At 67.4% G+C, this 20,094-nt stretch carries 22 protein-coding genes; 12 read left to right on the top strand and 10 right to left on the bottom strand.

Translation table 11 applies throughout. The annotated features are described in order from the left end of the window. The first annotated feature begins 134 nt into the window (after positions 1–134). The 6 genes from ACWHMB_RS15625 (at position 135) to ychF (ending at position 7,265) form a co-directional block, all read left to right on the top strand. Positions 135–776: an N-6 DNA methylase gene (locus ACWHMB_RS15625; RefSeq protein WP_377479268.1), complete on the top strand. Its 642-nt coding sequence runs from the start codon at positions 135–137 to the stop codon at positions 774–776. After that, on the top strand, positions 773–1,834 hold the full coding sequence (locus ACWHMB_RS15620) for a PDDEXK nuclease domain-containing protein (protein WP_377479265.1): 1,062 nt from the start codon (positions 773–775) through the stop codon (positions 1,832–1,834). The genes ACWHMB_RS15625 and ACWHMB_RS15620 overlap by 4 nt, the downstream gene beginning before the upstream one ends. Next, positions 1,831–3,057, top strand: a complete 1,227-nt coding sequence (locus tag ACWHMB_RS15615) for an Eco57I restriction-modification methylase domain-containing protein (protein WP_447648581.1) — start codon at positions 1,831–1,833, stop codon at positions 3,055–3,057. Before ACWHMB_RS15620 ends, ACWHMB_RS15615 begins: the two co-directional genes overlap by 4 nt. After that, positions 3,057–3,443 (top strand): hypothetical protein, encoded by a 387-nt coding sequence (locus ACWHMB_RS15610; RefSeq protein WP_377516460.1) that lies wholly within the window; start codon positions 3,057–3,059, stop codon positions 3,441–3,443. Before ACWHMB_RS15615 ends, ACWHMB_RS15610 begins: the two co-directional genes overlap by 1 nt. Continuing rightward, positions 3,436–5,976, top strand: a complete 2,541-nt coding sequence (locus ACWHMB_RS15605) for a DEAD/DEAH box helicase family protein (protein ID WP_377479260.1) — start codon at positions 3,436–3,438, stop codon at positions 5,974–5,976. Before ACWHMB_RS15610 ends, ACWHMB_RS15605 begins: the two co-directional genes overlap by 8 nt. Positions 5,977–6,170: 194 nt before the next feature. Continuing rightward, a complete protein-coding gene (gene ychF, locus ACWHMB_RS15600) occupies positions 6,171–7,265 on the top strand; it encodes a redox-regulated ATPase YchF (protein ID WP_377479257.1) in 1,095 nt (364 codons plus the stop codon). 7 nt (positions 7,266–7,272) lie between these two features. Here the strand turns inward: ychF and ACWHMB_RS15595 are convergent, their stop codons facing one another. The 3 genes from ACWHMB_RS15595 to ACWHMB_RS15585 form a co-directional block, all read right to left on the bottom strand. Further along, the gene (locus ACWHMB_RS15595; RefSeq protein WP_377479254.1) at positions 7,273–8,037 is read right to left on the bottom strand and encodes an enoyl-CoA hydratase/isomerase family protein; all 765 of its coding nucleotides are present in this window, start codon (positions 8,035–8,037) and stop codon (positions 7,273–7,275) included. 61 nt (positions 8,038–8,098) lie between these two features. Then, positions 8,099–9,475 carry a c-type cytochrome gene (locus tag ACWHMB_RS15590; RefSeq protein WP_377479251.1) on the bottom strand — a complete coding sequence of 459 codons (1,377 nt, stop codon included), beginning with the start codon at positions 9,473–9,475 and terminating at the stop codon, positions 8,099–8,101. Positions 9,476–9,491: 16 nt separating this feature from the next. Further along, entirely contained in the window at positions 9,492–10,616 is a 1,125-nt protein-coding gene (locus ACWHMB_RS15585) for a GMC oxidoreductase (protein WP_377479248.1), read from the bottom strand. A 26-nt stretch (positions 10,617–10,642) separates the two neighbouring features. Here ACWHMB_RS15585 and ACWHMB_RS15580 point away from each other — a divergent pair, with 26 nt between their 5' ends. Both ACWHMB_RS15580 and ACWHMB_RS15575 read left to right on the top strand, forming a co-directional pair. Beyond that, positions 10,643–11,188, top strand: a complete 546-nt coding sequence (locus ACWHMB_RS15580; RefSeq protein ID WP_377516474.1) for a helix-turn-helix domain-containing protein — start codon at positions 10,643–10,645, stop codon at positions 11,186–11,188. Continuing rightward, on the top strand, positions 11,116–11,700 hold the full coding sequence (locus ACWHMB_RS15575; RefSeq protein WP_377516475.1) for an IS630 family transposase: 585 nt from the start codon (positions 11,116–11,118) through the stop codon (positions 11,698–11,700). Before ACWHMB_RS15580 ends, ACWHMB_RS15575 begins: the two co-directional genes overlap by 73 nt. On the opposite strand, the gene ACWHMB_RS15570 is transcribed toward ACWHMB_RS15575, so the two are convergent. The 6 genes from ACWHMB_RS15570 to gpmA form a co-directional block, all read right to left on the bottom strand. Next, complete coding sequence (locus ACWHMB_RS15570; RefSeq protein WP_377484143.1) at positions 11,678–12,265, bottom strand: hypothetical protein; 588 nt, start codon at positions 12,263–12,265, stop codon at positions 11,678–11,680. The genes ACWHMB_RS15575 and ACWHMB_RS15570 overlap by 23 nt on opposite strands. 34 nt (positions 12,266–12,299) lie before the next feature. Continuing rightward, positions 12,300–12,845: a sugar dehydrogenase complex small subunit gene (locus ACWHMB_RS15565; protein ID WP_377484141.1), complete on the bottom strand. Its 546-nt coding sequence runs from the start codon at positions 12,843–12,845 to the stop codon at positions 12,300–12,302. A gap of 268 nt (positions 12,846–13,113) precedes the next feature. Continuing rightward, on the bottom strand, positions 13,114–13,440 hold the full coding sequence (locus tag ACWHMB_RS15560) for a glycine zipper domain-containing protein (RefSeq protein ID WP_377484139.1): 327 nt from the start codon (positions 13,438–13,440) through the stop codon (positions 13,114–13,116). Positions 13,441–13,484: 44 nt separating this feature from the next. Beyond that, positions 13,485–14,258, bottom strand: a complete 774-nt coding sequence (locus ACWHMB_RS15555; RefSeq protein WP_377484137.1) for a HesA/MoeB/ThiF family protein — start codon at positions 14,256–14,258, stop codon at positions 13,485–13,487. A gap of 21 nt (positions 14,259–14,279) precedes the next feature. Further along, complete coding sequence (locus ACWHMB_RS15550) at positions 14,280–15,713, bottom strand: S41 family peptidase (RefSeq protein WP_377484135.1); 1,434 nt, start codon at positions 15,711–15,713, stop codon at positions 14,280–14,282. Positions 15,714–15,813: 100 nt separating this feature from the next. Then, a complete protein-coding gene (gpmA, locus tag ACWHMB_RS15545) occupies positions 15,814–16,557 on the bottom strand; it encodes a 2,3-diphosphoglycerate-dependent phosphoglycerate mutase (RefSeq protein ID WP_377484133.1) in 744 nt (247 codons plus the stop codon). Positions 16,558–16,712: 155 nt separating this feature from the next. Between gpmA and ACWHMB_RS15540 the strand changes: the two genes are divergently transcribed. The 4 genes from ACWHMB_RS15540 (at position 16,713) to ACWHMB_RS15525 (ending at position 19,172) form a co-directional block, all read left to right on the top strand. Further along, positions 16,713–17,117 carry a rhodanese-like domain-containing protein gene (locus ACWHMB_RS15540; RefSeq protein WP_293226287.1) on the top strand — a complete coding sequence of 135 codons (405 nt, stop codon included), beginning with the start codon at positions 16,713–16,715 and terminating at the stop codon, positions 17,115–17,117. 174 nt (positions 17,118–17,291) lie between these two features. Beyond that, positions 17,292–17,561 carry a glutaredoxin 3 gene (gene grxC / locus ACWHMB_RS15535; RefSeq protein WP_377484130.1) on the top strand — a complete coding sequence of 90 codons (270 nt, stop codon included), beginning with the start codon at positions 17,292–17,294 and terminating at the stop codon, positions 17,559–17,561. Between the two features lie 86 nt (positions 17,562–17,647). Then, complete coding sequence (gene secB / locus ACWHMB_RS15530; protein WP_377484128.1) at positions 17,648–18,097, top strand: protein-export chaperone SecB; 450 nt, start codon at positions 17,648–17,650, stop codon at positions 18,095–18,097. A gap of 49 nt (positions 18,098–18,146) precedes the next feature. Then, on the top strand, positions 18,147–19,172 hold the full coding sequence (locus ACWHMB_RS15525) for an NAD(P)H-dependent glycerol-3-phosphate dehydrogenase (RefSeq protein WP_377484126.1): 1,026 nt from the start codon (positions 18,147–18,149) through the stop codon (positions 19,170–19,172). Positions 19,173–19,229: 57 nt separating this feature from the next. Here ACWHMB_RS15525 and ACWHMB_RS15520 read toward each other — a convergent pair whose 3' ends face one another. Continuing rightward, positions 19,230–20,084, bottom strand: a complete 855-nt coding sequence (locus ACWHMB_RS15520; RefSeq protein WP_377484124.1) for a segregation and condensation protein A — start codon at positions 20,082–20,084, stop codon at positions 19,230–19,232. Between the last annotated feature and the right edge of the window lie 10 nt (positions 20,085–20,094).

The following is a 20,094-nucleotide window of genomic DNA, read 5'->3' as shown; positions in this document are numbered from 1 at the left end:
GCTGATTGCGCTTGATGGATGGGCGCTGGCGGTCGATTTGACTTGTAAAGCCAAGCCGCTTCATGCCAAGGCCCGTCGGTAGAATCGTCCAAAGGCATGCAACCCGGTTTCGTGCCATCTCGCAGCAAGCACCCATGAGCCTTGTCAAATCCAAACAGCGCGTCGCCGACCACGGAGAGGTGTTCACACCGGCATGGATGGTTGAGGCCATGCTCGACCTGGTGAAGGGCGAAACCGAGCGCATCGACAGTCGGTTCCTGGAGCCGGCCTGCGGCAGCGGCAACTTTTTGGTTCAAATTCTGCGGCGCAAGCTCGCCGCCGTCGAACTCAAGTACGGCAAATCCGATTTCGAGAAGCGCCACTTCGCGCTGCACGGTTTGATGTGCATCTACGGGGTCGAACTGCTCCCCGACAACATCGCCGAGTGCCGGGACAACCTGCTCGAAATCTTCGCGCAATACCTGGGCCTGGACGAGGACGACGACCTCCATCGGGCGGCCAACTTCGTGCTGGCTCGGAACCTGGTTCACGGCGACGCCTTGACCATGCAGGACAGCGACAAGCAGCCGATCACCTTTGCCGAGTGGGGCTACCTAGGCAAGGGAAAGTTTCAGCGGCGCGACTTTCGTTTCGACGTGCTCACGCATTCATCGGCCTTCAGCGCCGAAGACTCGCTGTTCGCCCACCTCGGCAAACATGAGATCTTCACCCCGGCCCGAACCTGGCCGCCGGTGACCGTTGCGGAACTGGCGCGGATGCAAGAGGAAAGCCCATGAGCGGCAAGCCGCCCAAACTCAGCGCGCCGCCCGAAGGCTACGCCGACTGGCTGGCCGAGCTGAAAACCCGCATCCACACCGCCCAACAACGCGCGGCGCTGGCGGTCAACCGCGAACTGGTGCTGCTGTATTGGCAAATCGGCCGCGACATTCTCACGCGGCAAGCCGAGCAGGGCTGGGGCGCCAAGGTGATCGAGCGGCTGTCGCAGGACTTGCGGGCCGCCTTCCCACAGATGCAGGGCTTCTCGCCGCGCAACCTCAAGTACATGCGCGCCTTTGCCGAGGCATGGCCCGACGAGCCATTTGTGCAAGGGGTGCTTGCACAATTGCCCTGGTATCACCAACTGGCGCTGCTGGACAAGCTGCCCGGCCCCGAAACCCGCCGTTGGTATGCCGCCAAGGCCATCGAACACAATTGGTCGCGCAACGTGCTGGTCATGCAGATCGAAACCCGCCTGCTGGAGCGCAGCGGCCAGGCCGTCACCAACTTCCCCGCCACGCTGCCCAAGCCGCAATCCGACCTGGCCCGCGAATCGCTGAAAGACCCCTATCGCTTCGACTTTCTCGGCCTGACCGACGAGGCGCAAGAGCGCGCCATCGAAGGCGCGCTGACCCGCCACGTCACCGAATTCCTGCTGGAGCTCGGCGCCGGCTTTGCCTTTGTCGGCCGCCAAGTCCTGCTGGACGTGGGCGGCGACGAATTCTTCATCGACCTGCTGTTCTACCAACTCAAGCTGCGCTGCTACGTGGTGGTGGAGTTGAAGGCCGGCAAGTTCAAGCCCGAGCACCTGGGGCAACTGGGCTTTTACCTCACCGCCGTCGATCGCCAGCTCAAGAGCGAGCACGACAACCCCACCATCGGCCTGCTGCTGTGCAAGAGCAAGAACAAGATCGTGGCCGAATACGCCTTGGGCGACAAATCGCAGCCCATGGGCGTGGCCGAATTCAAGCTGCTCGAATCCCTGCCCGCCGAGCTGCAAACCAGCCTGCCCAGCATCGAGCAGATCGAGCGCGAACTGGCGGGCAGCGGCGCGGACGAAGAAGGAGACGAGGAATGAACGCCCAGGCCGGCTTCGCCCTGCGCGGGCGCAACCCCGATGTGCTGACCTGCATTGCGAACTTGTCGAACGACGAGGTCTTCACCCCGCCCGAATTTGCCAGCCGCATGCTCGACACGCTGGCCCAGGCCTGGGCCGCCGGCCACGAGGGCGCGGACATTTGGGCCGACCCGACGGTGCGCTTTCTCGACCCCTGCACCAAGTCCGGCGTGTTCCTGCGCGAAATCACCACGCGACTGACCCAGGGGCTGGCGGGCCGCATGCCTGATCTGCAGGCGCGCGTCGATCACATCCTGACCCGGCAGGTGTTCGGCATCGGCATCACGCACCTGACCAGCTTGCTGGCGCGGCGCAGCGTGTATTGCTCCAAGCACGCGAACGGGCCGCACTCCATCGCCCAGTCGTTCGGCAGCGGCGCGGGCCATATCTGGTTCGAGCGCACGGAGCACCGCTGGGTGGACGGCAAATGCGCCAACTGCGGCGCCAGCCAGAAGACACTCGATCGCGGCGAGGCGCTGGAAAGCCACGCCTACGCCTTTATCCACACCGACGACATCAAGGCTCGCATGGGCGAGCTGTTTGGAGGCGACATGCAGTTCGACGTGATCATTGGCAACCCGCCGTACCAGTTGGACGACGGTGGTTACGGCACCAGTGCGGCGCCCATCTACCAGTTGTTCGTGGAAAAGGCGCTCGATCTCGATCCGCGCTATGCGGTGTTCGTGACGCCCTCGCGCTGGATGGCCGGTGGCAAGGGGCTCGACAAGTACCGCGAGCGCATGCTTGGCGACAAGCGCATGCGGCGCATCGTGGATTACCCAAAGCTCTACGAAGGCTTCCCCGGCGTGAAGATTCGCGGCGGCATCTCGTACTTTTTGTGGGATCGGGAGCACGACGGCCCATGCGAATTCCAGACCATCTGGGACGGCCAGCCGACTGGGCCGGCCGTCGCGCGCGCGCTCGACGCCTACGACATCCTCGTGCGGCGCAACGAGGCGGTGCCGATACTGGAGAAGGTAATTGCGGGGGGGGGGGGGGTACCACACTTGAAAAGCGGGTGTCAAGTCGTAAGCCGTTTGGCCTTGCGACCAACTTCAAGGGCAAAGCATCGAACGCGAGATTGCACCAACCGATCCAGCTTTTCGAGAATCAGCGCATTGGTTGGATCGGGCGCGACGACATTGCGGTCAATGCAGAATGGATCGATGAATGGAAAGTATTGATGACTCGTGTGCAAGGCACGAGCGCTGCGGTTGAAACGAAATTTCTCGGCAAACCGATCATTGCGGGGCCTGGAACCGCATGTACTGAAACCTATTTGGTAGCCGGGCACTTCCATTCCGAAGCCGAGGCTAAGCACTACGCGAGCTACCTGCGCACTCGGTTTGTTCGGTTCCTCGTGTCGCTGCGCAAGTCAACCCAAGATGCCGCGCGTGGCGTCTATGCCTTTGTCCCCGATCTGCCCCTGGATCAGGAGTGGACCGACGCCAAGCTCTACAAGCGTTATGGGTTGACGAAGGAGGAAGTCGCCTTTATCGAGTCGCAGGTTGCCGAGCACGACGACGAGTTGTTCGACAGTTCGGTCTCGGACGATGGCGACGATGAATAAACCCAGCATCGACGAAATCCTCGCGCCCAAGCCGCAGGCGCGCCCCCGCATCTACGCCTACACGATCGCCGACGCCGCGCACGCGGGCCTGCTCAAGGTTGGCCAGACGACGCGCAACGTGAAGCAGCGGGTGGCCGAACAGCTCAAGACCGCAGCGATCCGCAACTACGCGATCGAACTGGACGAGCCCGCCGAGCGCGACGACGGCAGCATCTTCAGCGATTTCGACGTGCGTGCTCTGCTCACGCGCAAGGGCTTCGAGAACACCACGCTCGAATGGATGCGCTGCGCGCTGGCCGATGTGCGCACCGCGCTGGCCGAACTGCGCACGGGAGCCAGCTTCACCGGCACGCACCACGAAAGCTTTGCGCTGCGCGCCGAGCAGGCGCAAGCGGTGGCCAAGACGCACGCTTACTTTCACTCGGTCTGGCAGGAAGACAGGCATGCGACGCCGCGCTTTCTGTGGAACGCCAAGATGCGCTTCGGCAAGACCTTCACCGCCTACCAGCTGGCCAAGCAGCTCAAGGCCAAGCGGGTGCTGGTGCTGACCTTCAAACCGGCGGTGGAGGATGCCTGGCGCACCGACCTGGAGACGCACACCGACTTTGACGGCTGGCAGTACCTGTCGCGGTCCTCGGGCAGCGACCCGACCCAGATCGCCGCGGGCAAGCCGGTGGTGTATTTCGGCTCGTTCCAGGACCTGCTGGGGCGCGACGCGGCGGGCAACATCAAGCCGCGCAACGAGTGGCTGCACGTGGTGAACTGGGACCTCGTCGTCTTTGACGAATACCACTTCGGCGCCTGGCGCGACACCGCCAAGGAACTGTTCGAGGGCGAGGAGCGCGGCATTGCCGCCCGGGAGGCCAGGATCGAATACGCCACCGGGCTCGATGAGATGAACGAAGACCTCACCGTGCTCTCGGCCCGCGAAACCGACTTTTTGCCGATCACCACGCGGGCGTACCTGTACCTCTCGGGCACGCCGTTCAAGGCGCTGGCGACGGGCGAGTTCATCGAAGAGCAGATCTTCAACTGGACCTACACCGACGAGCAGCGCGCCAAGGCCGCGTTTGCCGCGCAGCACCCCGGGCAACGCAACCCCTACGGCGCGCTGCCGCAGATGCGCCTGCTGACCTACCAGATGCCGGACGAACTGCTGGCAATTGCCAGCGGCGGCGAGTTCGACGAGTTCGATTTGAACGAATTTTTCTCGGCCAAGGGAGAGGGCAGGGACGCACGGTTCACGCACCAGCGCGATGTGCAGAAGTGGCTGGACATCATCCGCGGCTCGTATGCGCCGCAGGCGGCGGAAAGCCTCAAGACCGGCACGCGCCCGCCGTTCCCGTATTCGGACGTGCGGCTGCTGCCCTACCTGCAGCATGCGTTCTGGTTCTTGCCCAACGTGGCGGCCTGCCACGCGATGGCGAACCTGCTGGCCGAGCGGCACAACACCTTTTGGCGCGACTACACGGTGGTGGTGGCGGCCGGTGCGTCGGCGGGCATTGGGCTTGAAGCCTTGCCACCTGTTCGCAAAGCGATCGGCAGCGGGTTTGATACCAAGACGATCACGCTGTCGTGCGGCAAGCTGACGACCGGCGTGACGGTGCCGCCGTGGTCGTCGATCCTGATGCTGCGCAACCTGCAATCGCCCGAGACCTACTTTCAGGCGGCGTTTCGGGTGCAGTCGCCGTGGTCCATCAAGAACCCCGAGGGTGACGACCCGAGCCGCGAGGAAATCTTGAAGCCGGTGTGCTTCGTGTTCGACTTTGCGCCGACGCGGGCGCTGCGGCAGTTGTCGGACTACGGCATCGGCCTCTCGCCCGGCGAGGCGAACCCCGAGAATGCGGTGAAGGAGCTGGTGGCCTTTCTGCCGGTGCTGGCCTACGACGGCGCCCACATGACGCAGATCGACGCGGGCGGCATTCTGGACATCGCGATGGCAGGCACCTCGGCTACGCTGCTGGCGCGCAAGTGGGAGTCGGCCCTGCTGGTGAACGTGGACAACGGCACCCTGCAGCGCATCATGGACAGCCCGGAGGCGATGGCGGCGGTGGAGCGCATCGAGGGCTGGCGGGCGCTCGGCAACGACGTGATTGAAACCATCATCAACCAGAGCGAGAAGGTCAAGGCGCTGAAGAAACAGGCCAAGGACAAGGAGTTGACGGCCAAACAGAAGAAGGAACTGAGCGACGCGGAGCGCGAATACAAGTCCAAGCGCAAGCTGGTGCAGGAGAAGCTGATCAAGTTCGCCACGCGCATTCCGGCCTTCATGTACCTGACGGACTTTCGCGAGAACACGTTGCAGGACGTGATCACCAAGCTGGAGCCCGAATTGTTCTTGGCCGTCACGGGCCTGACGGTGCAGGACTTTCACCTGCTGGTGCGGCTGAAGGTGTTCAACACCGAGAAGATGAACGAGGCGGTGTTTGCGTTCCGTCGCTACGAGGATGCGTCGCTGAGTTACACCGGCATCGAGAGCCACGCGGGCTTGACCCACTATGGGCTGTACGACACGGTGGTGGCGGTTGAGTGAGGCGCCAGGCCGTGGGAGCCCGGTGATGCGGGCCATCGCCTGCACCATCGGCCGGGGTTGATTCAATTTTGATAGCTGCTTGCGCTTGATTGACGGGCGATGCGGGCCGATTTGACTTGAAAACCGCAGATTGGTTGGCGCCCGCCGCGCCGGTACAATCGACGCTTCCCCTGAATCCTGTCGAGACCTGCGCCATGAGCCTGCAATGCGGCATCGTGGGCCTGCCCAACGTGGGCAAGTCCACCCTCTTCAACGCCCTCACCAAGGCCGGCATTGCCGCCGAAAACTATCCCTTCTGCACCATCGAGCCCAACACCGGCGTGGTCGAGGTGCCCGACCCGCGGCTGGCGCAACTGGCCGAGATCGTCAAGCCCGAACGCATCGTGCCGGCCATTGTCGAGTTCGTCGACATCGCGGGCCTGGTGGCCGGCGCCAGCAAGGGCGAGGGCCTGGGCAACCAGTTTCTGGCGCACATTCGCGAGACCGACGCCATCGTCAACGTGGTGCGCTGCTTCGAGGATGCCAACGTCATCCATGTGGCCGGCAAGGTCGACCCGATCGCCGACATCGAGGTGATCCAGACCGAGCTGTGCCTGGCCGACCTGGGCACGGTCGAAAAGGCCCAGCAGCGCTACGGCAAGGCTGCCAAGAGCGGCAACGACAAGGAAGCCGCGGCCATGCTGAAAGTGCTGGGCCCCGTGCAGGCGGCCCTGAACGAGGCCAAGCCGGTGCGCACCCTGGCGCTATCGAAGGAAGAGCAGGCGCTGATCAAGCCGCTGTGCCTGATCACCGCCAAGCCGGCCATGTTCGTTGGCAACGTGGCCGAGGACGGCTTCGAGAACAACCCTTTCCTGGCGCGCCTGCAAGAGTACGCCGCCAGCCAGAACGCGCCGGTGGTGGCCATCTGCGCCAAGATGGAGGCCGACATGGCCGAAATGAGCGACGAGGACAAGGCGTTGTTCCTGGAGGAAATGGGCCAGAGCGAGCCGGGCCTGAACCGCCTGATCCGCGCGGCCTTCAAGCTGCTGGGCCTGCAGACCTACTTCACCGCCGGCGTGAAGGAAGTGCGCGCCTGGACCATCCACATCGGCGACACCGCGCCCCAAGCGGCCGGCGTGATCCACGGCGATTTCGAGCGCGGCTTCATCCGCGCCCAGACCATCGCCTTCGATGATTTCATCCAGTTCAAGGGCGAGCAGGGCGCCAAGGACGCGGGCAAGATGCGCGCCGAGGGCAAGGAATATGTCGTCAAGGATGGCGACGTGATGAACTTCCTGTTCAACGTCTGACCGACGCTCACCAGCGCGGCTTGCGCTTCTCGACGAAGGCGGCGATGCCCTCGCGGGCCGAGTCGCTCATGGCCACGCTGCAAAAGCTGTCGGCCGCGGCCGCCACGGCCTGGCGGTAGCCGTTGTCGTTGGCCAGCATGAAGGCCTGGCGGCCAAGGCGCACCACCTCGGGCGACTTGCCGCACAGGGTTTGCGCCAGCGCGCGTGCGCCGGCCAGGGCCTGGCCGGGCTCGGTGATGCGTGACACCAGGCCCAGGGACTGCGCCTCGTGTGCGTCGAAGGCGCGCCCGGTGAACAGCAGCTCGAAGGCGCGGTGCTTGCCGACGATGCGCGGCAGATGCGTGAAGTGGATGGAGGGCAGCACGCCGGCGTCGATCTCGGGGTAGCCGAAGGTCGCGTCCGACGCGGCGACGATCAGGTCGCAGGAGATGGCGATCGTCATGCCGCCGCCGCGCGCCGTGCCGCCCACGGCCGCGATGGTGGGCTTGCCCATCTGGAACTGCAGCTCGGTCATGCGCACGTACAGGCGATCGAGCAGGGCGCGCACGGTCGGGTGGGTGCCCTGATGCACGGCCGCCAGATCGAGCCCGACGCAAAAGCGGCCCGGCACCCGGCTGCCGACGATGACGGCGCGCACCTCGGGGTCGCGCGCCGCGCGTTCCAGCGCGGCCAGAAGGTCGTCCAGCAGGGCCTCGGTGAGGGCATTGACCGGCGGGTTGTCGAGCCCGATTTCGGCCACCCGTTCCCTGACTTCATAGCGGATCAAAGACATGTCGCTTCCTTCGTTGGCCTGGCGGTCGCGTTCGGCGCATGCTCCCCGCAGCGCCGCGAATTCAAGCCTTGCGCCGGCGCAGCAGCCAGGCCAGCAAGGCCAGCACCACGATGACGCCCAGCGCCAGGCCCACGCGGGCCAGGGTCACCAGGGTGGCGTCGGCGTTGGGCGGGGCGCGCAGCCGCGCCACCTGAGGCTCGCTCACCTTGGCCTGCGGGTCGCCATAGCTGGCGAGCAGGTAGTTGCCCAGGGTGGTGATCTGCGCGTCGCTCAGCTCATGCGCAAAACCCGGCATGACCGAGTCCACGCCGTAACGCGGCACGCCGTGCAGCATGACCTGCACCAGGTTGTTGGAATCGGCGTGGCCCAGCGATGCGTTGTGGAACAGCGAGGGCAGGCTGCCGTCGTCGCTGCCCTGGGCCTGGGCCTGGTGGCAGGCGGCGCAGTAGGCGTCGTACAGCTGCGGGCCGGTCATGGCGTCGTGCTCCTTGGGCAGGGCCACGCCGCGGATGGTGGCGAGCGCGTCGGTCTGGCTGCCATAGCTGTCGGCCGGCTGCCTGGCCCCGGCATTGGCCACGGCGGGCACGGACTTGATGTAGACCGCGATGGCCTGCAGGTCGGCGGGCGTCAGGTGCCTCAGGCTGTGGTCGATGGCCTCGACCATGGGGCCGGCGGCCGAGCCCTTGCCGGGCACGGGCTGGCCGCTCATGTAGCGAACCAGGTCGGGCGCGCTCCAGTTGCCGATGCCGCTGTTGGCGTCGGGCGTGATGTTGGGCGCATACCAGCCGCCCAGCTCGCTGCCGCCCAGCGAACGCTTGAGGTCTTCGGCCATGAACAGGTTGCGCGGCGTGTGGCAGGTCGAGCAGTGGGCCAGGCCCTGGGCCAGGTAGGCGCCGCGGTTCCACTCGGCGCTTTGCGCGGCGTCGGCCTGGTAGGGCGCGGCGTCGAGAAACAGGGCGTTCCACACGCCCAGAAAGGGGCGGGCGAGGTTGAAGGGGAAGGGCAGCGCGGTGGCGGGCGCGGCCGCGTCCACGGGCGCCACGCCCTGCATGAAGAAGGCGTACAGGGCCGCGACGTCCTCGTCCGATGTCTTGGCGTACGAGGTATAGGGCATGGCGGGGAACAGGTTGGCGCCGTCCGCGCGCTTGCCGTGGCGCACCGCGTCGCTGAACTGCTGCAGCGTGTAGTTGCCGATGCCGTGGGTCTTGGACGGCGTGATGTTGGTCGAGTAGATCGCGCCCACCGGGCTGGCCAGCGCCAGGCCGCCCGCCATGGCCTGGCCGCCGGGGGCGGTGTGGCAGGCCACGCAGTCGCCGGCGGTGGCCAGGTAGCGGCCACGCTCGACCAGGGTGCCGTCCGCCGCGTTGTCGGCCGCGCGGGCGGGCATGGCGGCGAGCAGGGCGACGGCCAAGAGGGAGGTCGTGAGTGCGTGTTTCATCGTGCCGTCCTCCCGCTCAGGCCTTGTCCAGCGTGTGGCTGCGCGGCAGCATGGCCGGCCCGCCGTTGCCGGCGATGATGTGGGCGCCGGTGCGCAGCGCCACGGCAATGGCGTTGAGCGTGGAGTTGCAGGTCGCCGAGGTCGGCAGCACGCCGGTGGAGGCCAGGAACAGGTTCTCGTGGTCCCAGGCGCGGCCGTATTGATCGCACACCGACAGCTTGCGGTCGGCGCCCATGCTCAGGGTGCCGCAGATGTGCTGGTTGTTGGCGAAGTCCGTGTCCTTGCTGTAGCGCAGGTTGCTGCCGCCCATCAACTCGGCGATCCTGGCGAAGTCCTGCTGGCCGCGCTTGTGGCCCCTGAAGGTGTAGTCGTCGATGTGGTAGTGGGCACGCGGCTTGGGGATGCCCATGCTGTCCTTCTCGTCGGCCAGGTCGATGCGGTTGTCGGGGTGGGGCAGCACCTCCAGCACCGTCTTGACGTTCATTTCGCGGGCCGCCGCGTGGCGCAGCTTGTCGGCAAATTCCTGGCCGTAGACGCCGGCCTTGAGCAGCGCGTTGGTGGCGCCGTCCACGCGCGAGATGTTGGTGAAGTCCAGGCGGTAGGGCGCGTGCTCGGCGCGGAAGGCGCCATCGCGCATGTGGTTGATGGAGCTGGGGCTTTGCGGGCCACGGCCCAGCCACACGTCCTCGTCGGCATCGAAGCTCAGCGAGGTGCTGGGGTGGTCCATCAGGTGGCGCCCGACCTGGTCGTATTCGTTGGCCAGGCCGCGCTTGAACTTGTCGCTCTTGGACAGCAGCAGCAGGCGCGGCGATTCGATGCCGTTGGCCGCCACGATGAAGGTCTTGCCGGTGACGCGGTGCACGTTCTTGTCCACGTCGTAGTAGTTGGCGGCGACGATGCGGCCCTGCGCGTCGTGTTCCAGCTGGAACACGTTGGCGTGGATCTGCAGCTTGACCCCGGCCTTGAGCGCCTGCTGCACGGCAATGCCGCCGTGGTATTGGGCGTCGATGGGGCAGATCGGCTGGCAGTTGTTGGCGCCGCCGCAGGGCGGCCGGCCGTCGAAGGAGCGGCTGTTGCGGGCCACGGTATTGGCCAGCACCTTGTAATTCCATTTCCATATCAATAGATCAATAATATCCATGTCACCGATCCCGCAAGGAGAACGACATGGCAAGAACAGCCCGAGGTGCCGACAGTCTGGAGTCGGCCCGTCAAATGCTGGCCGGCGCACAGACCGCTGAGCAGCTTCGCCAAGCACAGGCGGTGGTGTTGCCGCTGGACTATGGCTTGAGCCTGGAGCAAACCGCGCAGGTCATCGGCCGCTCCCCGGCGTGGACCTGCCGCTTGCGCAATCGCTTCCTGGCCGGCGAGGTTGCAGGTGACGGCCAGCGCCCCGCGCGCGGCGGCAGGCGCCACCAGAACATGACGACTGAGCAGGAGCGCCAGGTGCTGGCGCCCTTTCTTGATCGCGCTCGCACGGGCGGCATCCTGGTGGTCGGTCAAGTCAAGTGTGAAATCGAAGCTGCCCTGGGCCGTCCCATGGCGCTGTCCTCGGTCTACAACCTGCTGCACCGCCACGGCTGGCGCAAGCTGGCCCCCGACAAACGCCATCCGCAAAGCGATCCTTTGGCTCAAGAGGAGTGGAAAAAAAACTCCCCGAGCGCCTTGCCGAAATCTGCTCGCACTGGCCGCAGCAAGGCCCCATCAAGCTGATGTTCCAGGACGAGGCGCGCTTTGGACGCATCAACGACGTGCGCCGCTGCTGGGCGCCCAAGCCGGTGCGGCCGCTGTGCCAAGCCATGTTGACCCACGAGTACACCTACGCGTACGCCGCCGTCGATGTGGCAAGCGGCCAGTTGGACTCGCTCATCTTGCCTCACGTCAACACCGAGTGCATGCAGTTGTTTCTCGACGAGGTGAGCGAGCGTCACCCGCACGAGCGCATCGTCATGGTGCTTGACGGTGCCGGCTGGCATGCCAGTGGTGAGCTGCACCCGCCCGCCAACATGCGCCTACTGAGCCTGCCCCCCTATGCGCCGGAGCTCAACCCGGTGGAGCACGTGTGGGACGAGCTGCGCGAGAAGCGATTCCACAACCGCGTCTTCGACAGCCTGGAGGCGCTCGAAGATCACCTTGAGCTCGCCCTGCGAGACTTCGAGAGCAACTGCGAACGGATCCGATCCATCGTCGCCTGGCCGTGGATTATTGATGCGCTATTGAATTAGAAATGGAATAAGTGCCGGCCAGGCGCTCGCGCACGCGCGCCATGGCGTAGGGCTCGGCCACCGTCCCCATGGGAAAGGGCTTGCTGCGCGGCGAGCCGGTCTCGGTCGAGCCGCCCACGCCCATGATCTCCTCGGCCTCCTGGTAGTAGGGCTCCAGGTCGTCGTAGTCGAAGGGCCAGTCCACGCCCACGCCGTACAGCGACCGGATCCTGAAGTCGTTGGGCAGGTTGCGCCAGGCGTGCGCCGCCCAGTGCCAGCTGGTGCCGCCCACTTGGCGCACGTATTCGGCCGGGTAGGGATAGGGGCCGGCCTGCACCAGATAGCCGTTGTCGTCGGGCCGGTAGATGGGGTGCGGCGCGGTGGGAATCGACGGATACGGCGTCATCCAGTCGCCCCGGCGCGAGGCGTTGCGAAAGCGCGCCACGAAAACGCCGCGGTCCGAGGCGCCGCCGGCCTCCAGCATCAAGACCGAGGCGCCGGAGCGGGCCAGCTTGGCGCCCAGCATGGCGCCGACGATGCCGGAGCCGACGATGACGTAGTCGGCGGAGAGTTTGGAGTCGGCCATGTGATGTGCCCTTGATTCTTGTTGTGAGCCGCAGTCAGCGCAGCACGTTGACGAGCTTGATGTCGAACTGGGTCGGATTGCTGGTCCAGCTGCCATGCAGGCCGTAGAGGTAGGAGGGCGGGCGCAGCTTGCCGGCCACCAGCTGGGCATTGAGCGCGAATTCGTAGGCCACCACGCGCGTGTCGTGGCCGCTGCCGGCAATGCCCAGCCACCAGGCCTGCATGATCTGCCCGGGCACATGGGCCAGCTCGGGCTTGTCGGCCTTGATGCGGGTGTTCAGATCCGCCAGGGCCACCTGATTGGCTTGCACCCACTGCCACAGGGCATCGACCTGGGCGCCGAACTTGTCGTCCAGCGCCTGCCAGGCGGCCTGCAGGCGGGCGGCCTGGCCGGGGTTCAGATCCTCACGCTCGGTCAAATAACGCGACAGGGCCATGAAGCCCGGGCTGGCCGCAGGCGTGGGTGCTGGCGTCGCGGCCAGCGCCCAGGGCGCCAGCTGCGCGGCACCGACCGCCACCAGGCCACCCAGCAGCTGACGACGTTGCAGGCCGAAGGCCGGGAAGGTGGGGGTGTGCGGCATGGTGTGGTGGTTCCTGATCGTGCGCGGCGCGCGCCAGGGGCCGAGTGTGCGCCGATTCAGGGCGCGATGAAGGGGTGGCGCCGTCGGCGCTGACGCGGCATGTCCCAGCCGGGGGGCGCCATGGCCTGGCACGGACCGTCGGCGCGAACTTCAAGGCAAATCAGCCTCCAGCGCACACAGGGACTGCGCTGAATGCTATCAAAATGAGATTTTCGGTGCAGCCGCGGTGGCGGTGGGTGCGCCGGCATCGGGCGCGCGCAGGCTTGCCTCAGCGCCGGCGCCGGCCCAGCAGCAGGGCCAGCGCCGCGCCCGCGGCGGCGGCGATGGCCATGGACTGCAGGGGCTTTTCGGCCACGTAGGCGCTGGTCTGGTCGGCGGCGCTCGACAGCTTCTGCCGCGCCTGCCGGTTGGCCGAACGGGCGGCGGCCTTGCCGCGCGTGCCCAGCTCGTCCATCTGCGCCGACAGCGATTCCAGTCTGGGCAGCACGTCCTCGCGCAGGCGATGCAGGCGGGCCTGCGCCTTGTCCAGCGCCTCGCCCACGCGGGTGCGCGGGGCGTCGGGGTTGGTGAATTCTTCGGGGGATTCGGGGTTCATGGGACCACTCCAGTCAGAAGCGCGCTCGGGCTGGGCGCGCCGGTTCATGGGCCATTGTGCGCCGGCCGCGCGTCGGCGCCGCACACCGGGCAGTCGGCCTGGCGCGACACGCGCAGGGTGGTGAACTCGCCCTGGCGGGTGTCGATCATCAGCAGGCGCCCGACCAGCGGCTCGCCGATGCCGCACAGCAGCTTGATCGCCTCGGTGGCCTGGATGCTGCCGACCAGCCCCACCAGCGGCGCCAGCACACCCAGGGTGGCGCAGGCCACGTCCTCCACCTGCTGGTTGGGCGGAAACACGCAGGCGTAGCAGGGCGAGTCGGCGCGGCGCGCATCGAACACCGACACCTGGCCGTCGAAGCGGATCGCCGCGCCCGACACCAGCGGCTTGCGGTGGCGCACGCAGGCGGCGTTGAGCGCGTGGCGCGTGGCGTAGTTGTCGCCGCAGTCCAGCACCACGTCGGCGGACTGCACCCGTTCATCGAGCAGCGCGGCATCGGCGCGGCGCGCCACGGTGTGCAGCTGCACGCCGGGGTTGCGCGCGGCAATGGCCTGGCGCGCCGAGTCGACCTTGGGCCGGCCGATGCTGGCCTCGGTGTGAATGATCTGGCGCTGCAGGTTGGTCAGGTCGACCGTGTCGTCGTCGATGAGGGTCAGCCGCCCGACGCCGGCGCTGGCCAGATACAGCGCCACCGGCGAGCCCAGCCCGCCCGCACCCAGGATCAGCGCATGCGCGGCCAGGAGCTTTTGCTGGCCTTCGATGCCGATGTCATCGAGCAGCACATGGCGCGAATAGCGCAGCAGTTGCGAGTCGTCCATGGGCGGCGGCGGCCCCGCGGCTTATTCCGTCTTCGACTCTTCCTTGCGCTCGACCAGCGTGGTGCTGACCTTGACCGGCTGGCCCTTGAGCTTGGCCAGCGCCTGCTCCAGCGGGAAGTCCTTGTCGCTGCCGTACTCGGGCGGGCGGCGCTCGGCGGCGGGCTTGCGGGCATCGGCCTCGAGCTTCTTGAGGGCGTCCTCGCGCTCCTTGGCCAGGGCCGGGTCCGTGACCTCGGGGCCGCTGCCCGACAGGTGGTGCTCCAGGTCGGCCTCGCGCATGCGCAGCACGGCAAAGGGGCTGCCCTCGGCGGTGTCGTCGACCATGATGTCGGGCACGATGCCCTTGGCCTGGATGGTGCGGCCGCTGGGCGTGTAGTAGCGCGCGGTGGTCAGCTTGAGCGCGGTGTCGGGGCCCAGCGGGCGCACGGTCTGCACCGAGCCCTTGCCGAAGGTCTGGCTGCCCATGATGACGGCGCGCTTGTTGTCCTGCAGCGCGCCGGCCACGATCTCGCTGGCCGAGGCCGAGCCGCCGTTGACCAGCACCACCAGCGGCACCTTCTTGAGCGCCGCGGGCAGACTGGCCAGCGGGTCGGCGCCGCGCCGGCGCATGTAGTCCTCGGGCAGGGCCTTGTAGATGGCCTTGCTTTCCTCGATCTGGCCGTTGGTGGTGACCACGGTGGCGCCCTCGGGCAGGAAGGCGGCCGACACGGCGACGGCGGCGTCCAGCAGGCCGCCCGGGTCGTTGCGCAGGTCGAGCACCAGGCCCTTCAGGTTGGGGTCCTTCTTGTAGATCTCGTCCAGCTTGGCGACGAAGTCCTCCACCGTGCGGTCCTGGAACTGCGACACCCGGATCCAGGCATAGCCCGGCTCCATCACCTTGCCCTTGACCGACTGGGTACGGATCTCTTCGCGCGTGATGGTGACCGGGAAGGTGCGGTCCTCGTCGCGGCGCCAGACGGTGAAGCGCACCTGCGTGCCCGGCTCGCCGCGAATGCGCTTGACGGCGTCGTTCAGCGACATGCCCTTGACGGCGGTGTCGTCCACCTTGGTGATCAGGTCGCCCGACTTCAGGCCGGCCTTGTCGGCGGGCGAGCCCTCGATGGGCGACACCACCTTGACCAGGCCGTCTTCCTGCGTGATCTCGATGCCCACGCCGACGAAGCGGCCGGTGGTGCCTTCGCGGAATTCCTTGAACGACTTCTTGTCGAAATACTGCGAGTGCGGGTCCAGCCCCGACACCATGCCCGAGATGGCATCGGTGATGAGCTTTTTCTCGTCCACCGGCTCGACGTAGTCGGTCTTGATCAGGCTGAACACGGCGGCGAGCTGCTGCAGCTGCTCCAGCGGCAGCGGCGCCAGCGTGCCGCGCGCCACCGTTTGCAGCGAAACGGTGGTCAACGCGCCGGCCAGCGCACCGACGGCGATCCAGCCGGCGATCTTGGATTTCTGACTCATGATGACGGGGCTTTCTTGGCGCAAGCGCTCAATATACAGGGTTCGGGTGGCGGCTTGATTTGGTGTGGCCCGCCGGGGAGTAAGTTCCGCCGCGCGGCGCTCAGCCGCGGCCTTGCCGCGCCACCGCCGCCGCCGCCTGCTCGGCCGCCTGCGCGTCGCCCAGGTAATAGTGGCGCAAGGGGCGCAGCGCGTCGTCCAGCTCGTACACCAGCGGGATGCCGTTGGGGATGTTCAGCCCCACGATGTCGGCGTCGGAGATGCCGTCCAGGTACTTGACCAGCGCGCGGATCGAGTTGCCGTGCGCCACCACCACCAGGCGGCGGCCGGCGCGAATCTCGGGCGCCAGCACCGCGTTCCAGTACGGCAGCACGCGCGCCACGGTGTCCTTCAGGCACTCGGTCAGCGGCACGTCGCTGGGCTGCAGGTGGGCGTAGCGCGGGTCGCTGCGCTCGCAGCGCGGATCGTCCGGCGTCAGCGCGGGCGGCGGCGTGTCGTAGCTGCGCCGCCAGGTCAGCACCTGCGCCTCGCCGTATTTCTTGGCCGTCTCGGCCTTGTTCAGGCCCTGCAGCGCGCCGTAGTGGCGCTCGTTCAGGCGCCAGTGCTTTTGCGAGGGCAGCCACAGGCGGTCCATCTCGTCCAGCGTCAGGTGCAGGGTGCGGATGGCGCGCTTGAGCACGCTAGTGCAGGCCAGGTCGAACGCATAGCCCTCGGCCTTCAGCAGGCGGCCGGCCTGGCGCGCCTGCTCCACGCCGGTGGGCGTCAGGTCGACGTCGGTCCAGCCGGTGAAGCGGTTTTCCAGGTTCCAGGTGGATTCGCCGTGGCGGATCAGGACAATCTTGTGCATGGGGCGGAAGGGGGCAGAAGGCGGCGCAAGGAAAAGGCCATCGCCGGGTCGGCGGACGATGGCCATGCGCCATTTTAAAATGCCGGATTGTCCCCGCGCCGCCGGCCGGTGCACCGCCGCCCCAAAAGGCGCTCCCTGTTCAAAGGATTTTCAACGTGGATTTCGTGATTGCCAACTGGGCCCTGATCCTGCTGGCCCTGGTTTCGGGCGGCATGCTCGCCTGGCCGCTGCTGCAGGGCGGCGGCGGCGCCGGCCTGTCGCCGGCGGCGGCGGTGCAGCGCATCAACCGCGAGAAGGCGGTGGTGATCGACGTCTGCCAGCCCGAGGAATTCGCCGCCGGCCACGTGGGCGGCGCGCGCAGCATCCCGATGAGCGAGCTGGAAGCCAAGCTGCCCGGCGCGGTCAAGAACAAGGCCACGCCGCTGGTGATGGTGTGCGCCTCGGGCGTGCGGGCGCGCCGCGCGGTGGCCATCGCGCGCAAGCTGGGCTACGAAAAGGCCGAGGTGTTGGCCGGCGGCATGAAGAGCTGGCGCGACGCCAACCTGCCGATCGAAAAATGAACCACCCCCGTTGCTCCACTCGCTGCGCGATGTTGCGCTTCCCCCCTCCAGGGGGCATCGCCGGTGACCGGGGAGACCCCGGCCACGGCGATTGCTGGCTTGGCCTGCTCCGCGGCCGTTCGGCCCTCGGGGTTTTTGCCCTGTTGGTGGTGCGCGGCGCCATGGAAAACTGAAATGAGCACCGCCCTGCCCCACATCACCCTCTACACCACCGGCACCTGCCCCTATTGCATTCGCGCCAAGCAGCTGCTGGCCGCGCGCGGCGTGACCGAGTACGAAGAAATCCGCGTCGACCTGCAGCCCGAGCAGCGCCTGGCCATGATGGAGCGCAGCGGCCGGCGCACGGTGCCGCAGATTTTCATCGGTGCCACCCACGTGGGCGGCTGCGACGAGTTGATGGCGCTGGACGCCGCCGGCGGCCTGCAGCCGCTGCTGGGCGCCTGAGATAATCCGGCGACACGCGGCGGGCCGCATCCCGGGCTGCCGCCGCCTTTCCCCCTTTTCTTTTTCCCCTTTAACCGAGACTTTCCATGGCCGATCAGGATCCCGTGTTCAACATCCAGCGCGTCTATCTGAAAGAGGCGTCGCTGGAGCAGCCCAATTCGCCCGCCATCCTGCTCGACGCCGAACAGCCCGCGCTGGAGATCAACCTGGGCGTGAACGCCGAGAACGTGGCCGAGGGCATCTTCGAGGTCGCCGTCACCGCCACCGTGACCTCCAAGATCGGCGAGAAGACGGTGTTTCTGGCCGAGTGCAAGCAGGCCGGCATCTTCGAGATCCGCAACGTGCCCGAGGACCAGATGGCCGGCGTCATCGGCGTGGCCTGCCCGCAGATCGTCTACCCCTACCTGCGCAGCAACGTGGCCGACTTGATCCAGCGCGGCGGCTTTCCGCCCGTGCACCTGGCCGAGATCAACTTCCAGGCCATGTACGAGCAGCAGCAGGCCGCGCAGGCGGCGGCGCCCGTCACCACGCAGTAATTTCAAGTCAAATCGGCCTCTGTCGCCCACCGACCAAGCGCGAGCAGCTATGAAAATCATAGTCATCGGCGCCGGCGCTTGGGGCACCGCCCTGGCCGTCAACGCGGCGCGCAACCCCGCCACCCACCAGGTGGTGCTGTGGGCGCGCGACGGCGCGCAGGCCGAGGCGCTGGAGCGCACGCGCGAGAACGCGCGCTACCTGCCCGGCATCCCGTTGCCGCGCGAGCTGGCCCTGCGCGGCGGCGACGTCGCCACGCTGCTGGACGCCGCGGCGCAGGCCGACCTGATCATCGTCGCCACCCCGGTGGCCGGCCTGCGCCCCACCCTGGCGCTGCTGCAGGGCGTGCGCGTGCCGCTGGCCTGGCTGTGCAAGGGCTTCGAGCCGGCGCAGGACCCCACCGCGCCGCGCCCCTTCGGCCTGCTGCCGCACGAGATCGCGCGCCAGGTGGCGCCCGAGCTGCCGGCCGGCGTGCTGTCGGGCCCCAGCTTCGCCCAGGAGGTGGCGCGCGGCCAGCCGACGGCGCTGGTGGCCGCCAGCCGCTCGCCCGCGGTGCGGCGCGCCATGGTCGAGGCCTTTCACGGCCCCACGCTGCGCGTGTACGCCAGCGACGACTGGGTGGGCGTGGAAGTGGGCGGCGCGGTGAAGAACGTGCTGGCCATTGCCACCGGCCTGGCCGACGGCCTGAACCTGGGGCTGAATGCGCGCGCCGCGCTGATCACGCGCGGCCTGGCCGAGATCGCCCGCCTGGGTGTGGCGCTGGGCGCGCAGGCCGAGACCTTCATGGGCCTGTCGGGCCTGGGCGACCTGGTGCTGACGGCCACGGGCGACCTGAGCCGCAACCGCCGCGTCGGCCTGCTGCTGGCCGCCGGCAAGACCACGCAGCAGGCCGTGCAGTCGCTGGGCCACGTGGCCGAGGGTGTGTACAGCGCCCACACCGTGCTGCAGCGCGCGCACCACCTGGGCGTGGACATGCCCATCACCGAGTGCGTGGTGGCGCTGCTGGACGGCCAGCTCAAGCCGGTGGAAGCGGTGGCGGCGCTGATGGGACGCGACCCCAAGGGCGAGCTTTTATAGCCAAACTGGCCGCTAGCCGGCGTGCATCAAGCGCCAGCAGCTATTAAATGATGAGCATCAGGCGGCCGGCGTGAAGGCCAGCCGCACATAGATGGGCGCGTAGGCCTCGGCCTGCGTGACCTCGACCAGGGTTTCCTTGGCCAGCTCCAGCAGCGCGATCAGCGTGACCACCAGCACCGGCACGCCGCGCGCGGGGTCGAACAAATCCTCGAACGGGGCGAAGCGCCGGCCCTGCAGCTTTTTCAGCACGATCGACATGTGCTCGCGCACGCTCAGCTCCTCGCGCGAGATCTTGTGGTGCTGCACCAGCCGGGCGCGCTTCAGGATGTCGGCCCAGGCGCCCTGCAGGTCGGCCAGCGCGACGTCGGGAAAGCGCGGCGTGAGCGCCTGCTCGACGTACACCTGCGCCTTCAGAAAGTCGCGGCCGAACTGCGGCACCTCGGCCAAGCGCGCGGCGGCCAGCTTGATGCGCTCGTACTCCAGCAGGCGGCGCACCAGCTCGGCGCGCGGGTCCTCGGGCTCCTGGCCCTCGGCCGTCTTGCGCGGCGGCAGCAGCATGCGCGACTTGATCTCGATCAGCATGGCCGCCATCAGCAGGTATTCGGCCGCCAGCTCCAGGTTGCGGCTGCGGATTTCGTCGACGTAGCTGAGGTACTGGCGCGTGACCGCCGCCATCGGGATGTCGAGGATGTTGAAGTTCTGCTTGCGGATCAGGTACAGCAGCAGATCCAGCGGGCCCTCGAAGGCCTCCAGAAAGACTTCCAGCGCGTCGGGCGGGATGTACAAATCCTGCGGCAGCGCGAACAGCGGCTCGCCGTACAGACGCGCCACCGCCACGTGGTCCACCGTGTCGGGCAGCAGCGTGGCGCTGCCGGCGTCGGCCAGCAGCTCGGCGGTGTCGGGAGTACTCATGCCCGGACGG

This window comes from Ottowia pentelensis (genome assembly GCF_964341695.1).
This window is presented reverse-complemented; position numbering and strand designations above follow the sequence as displayed.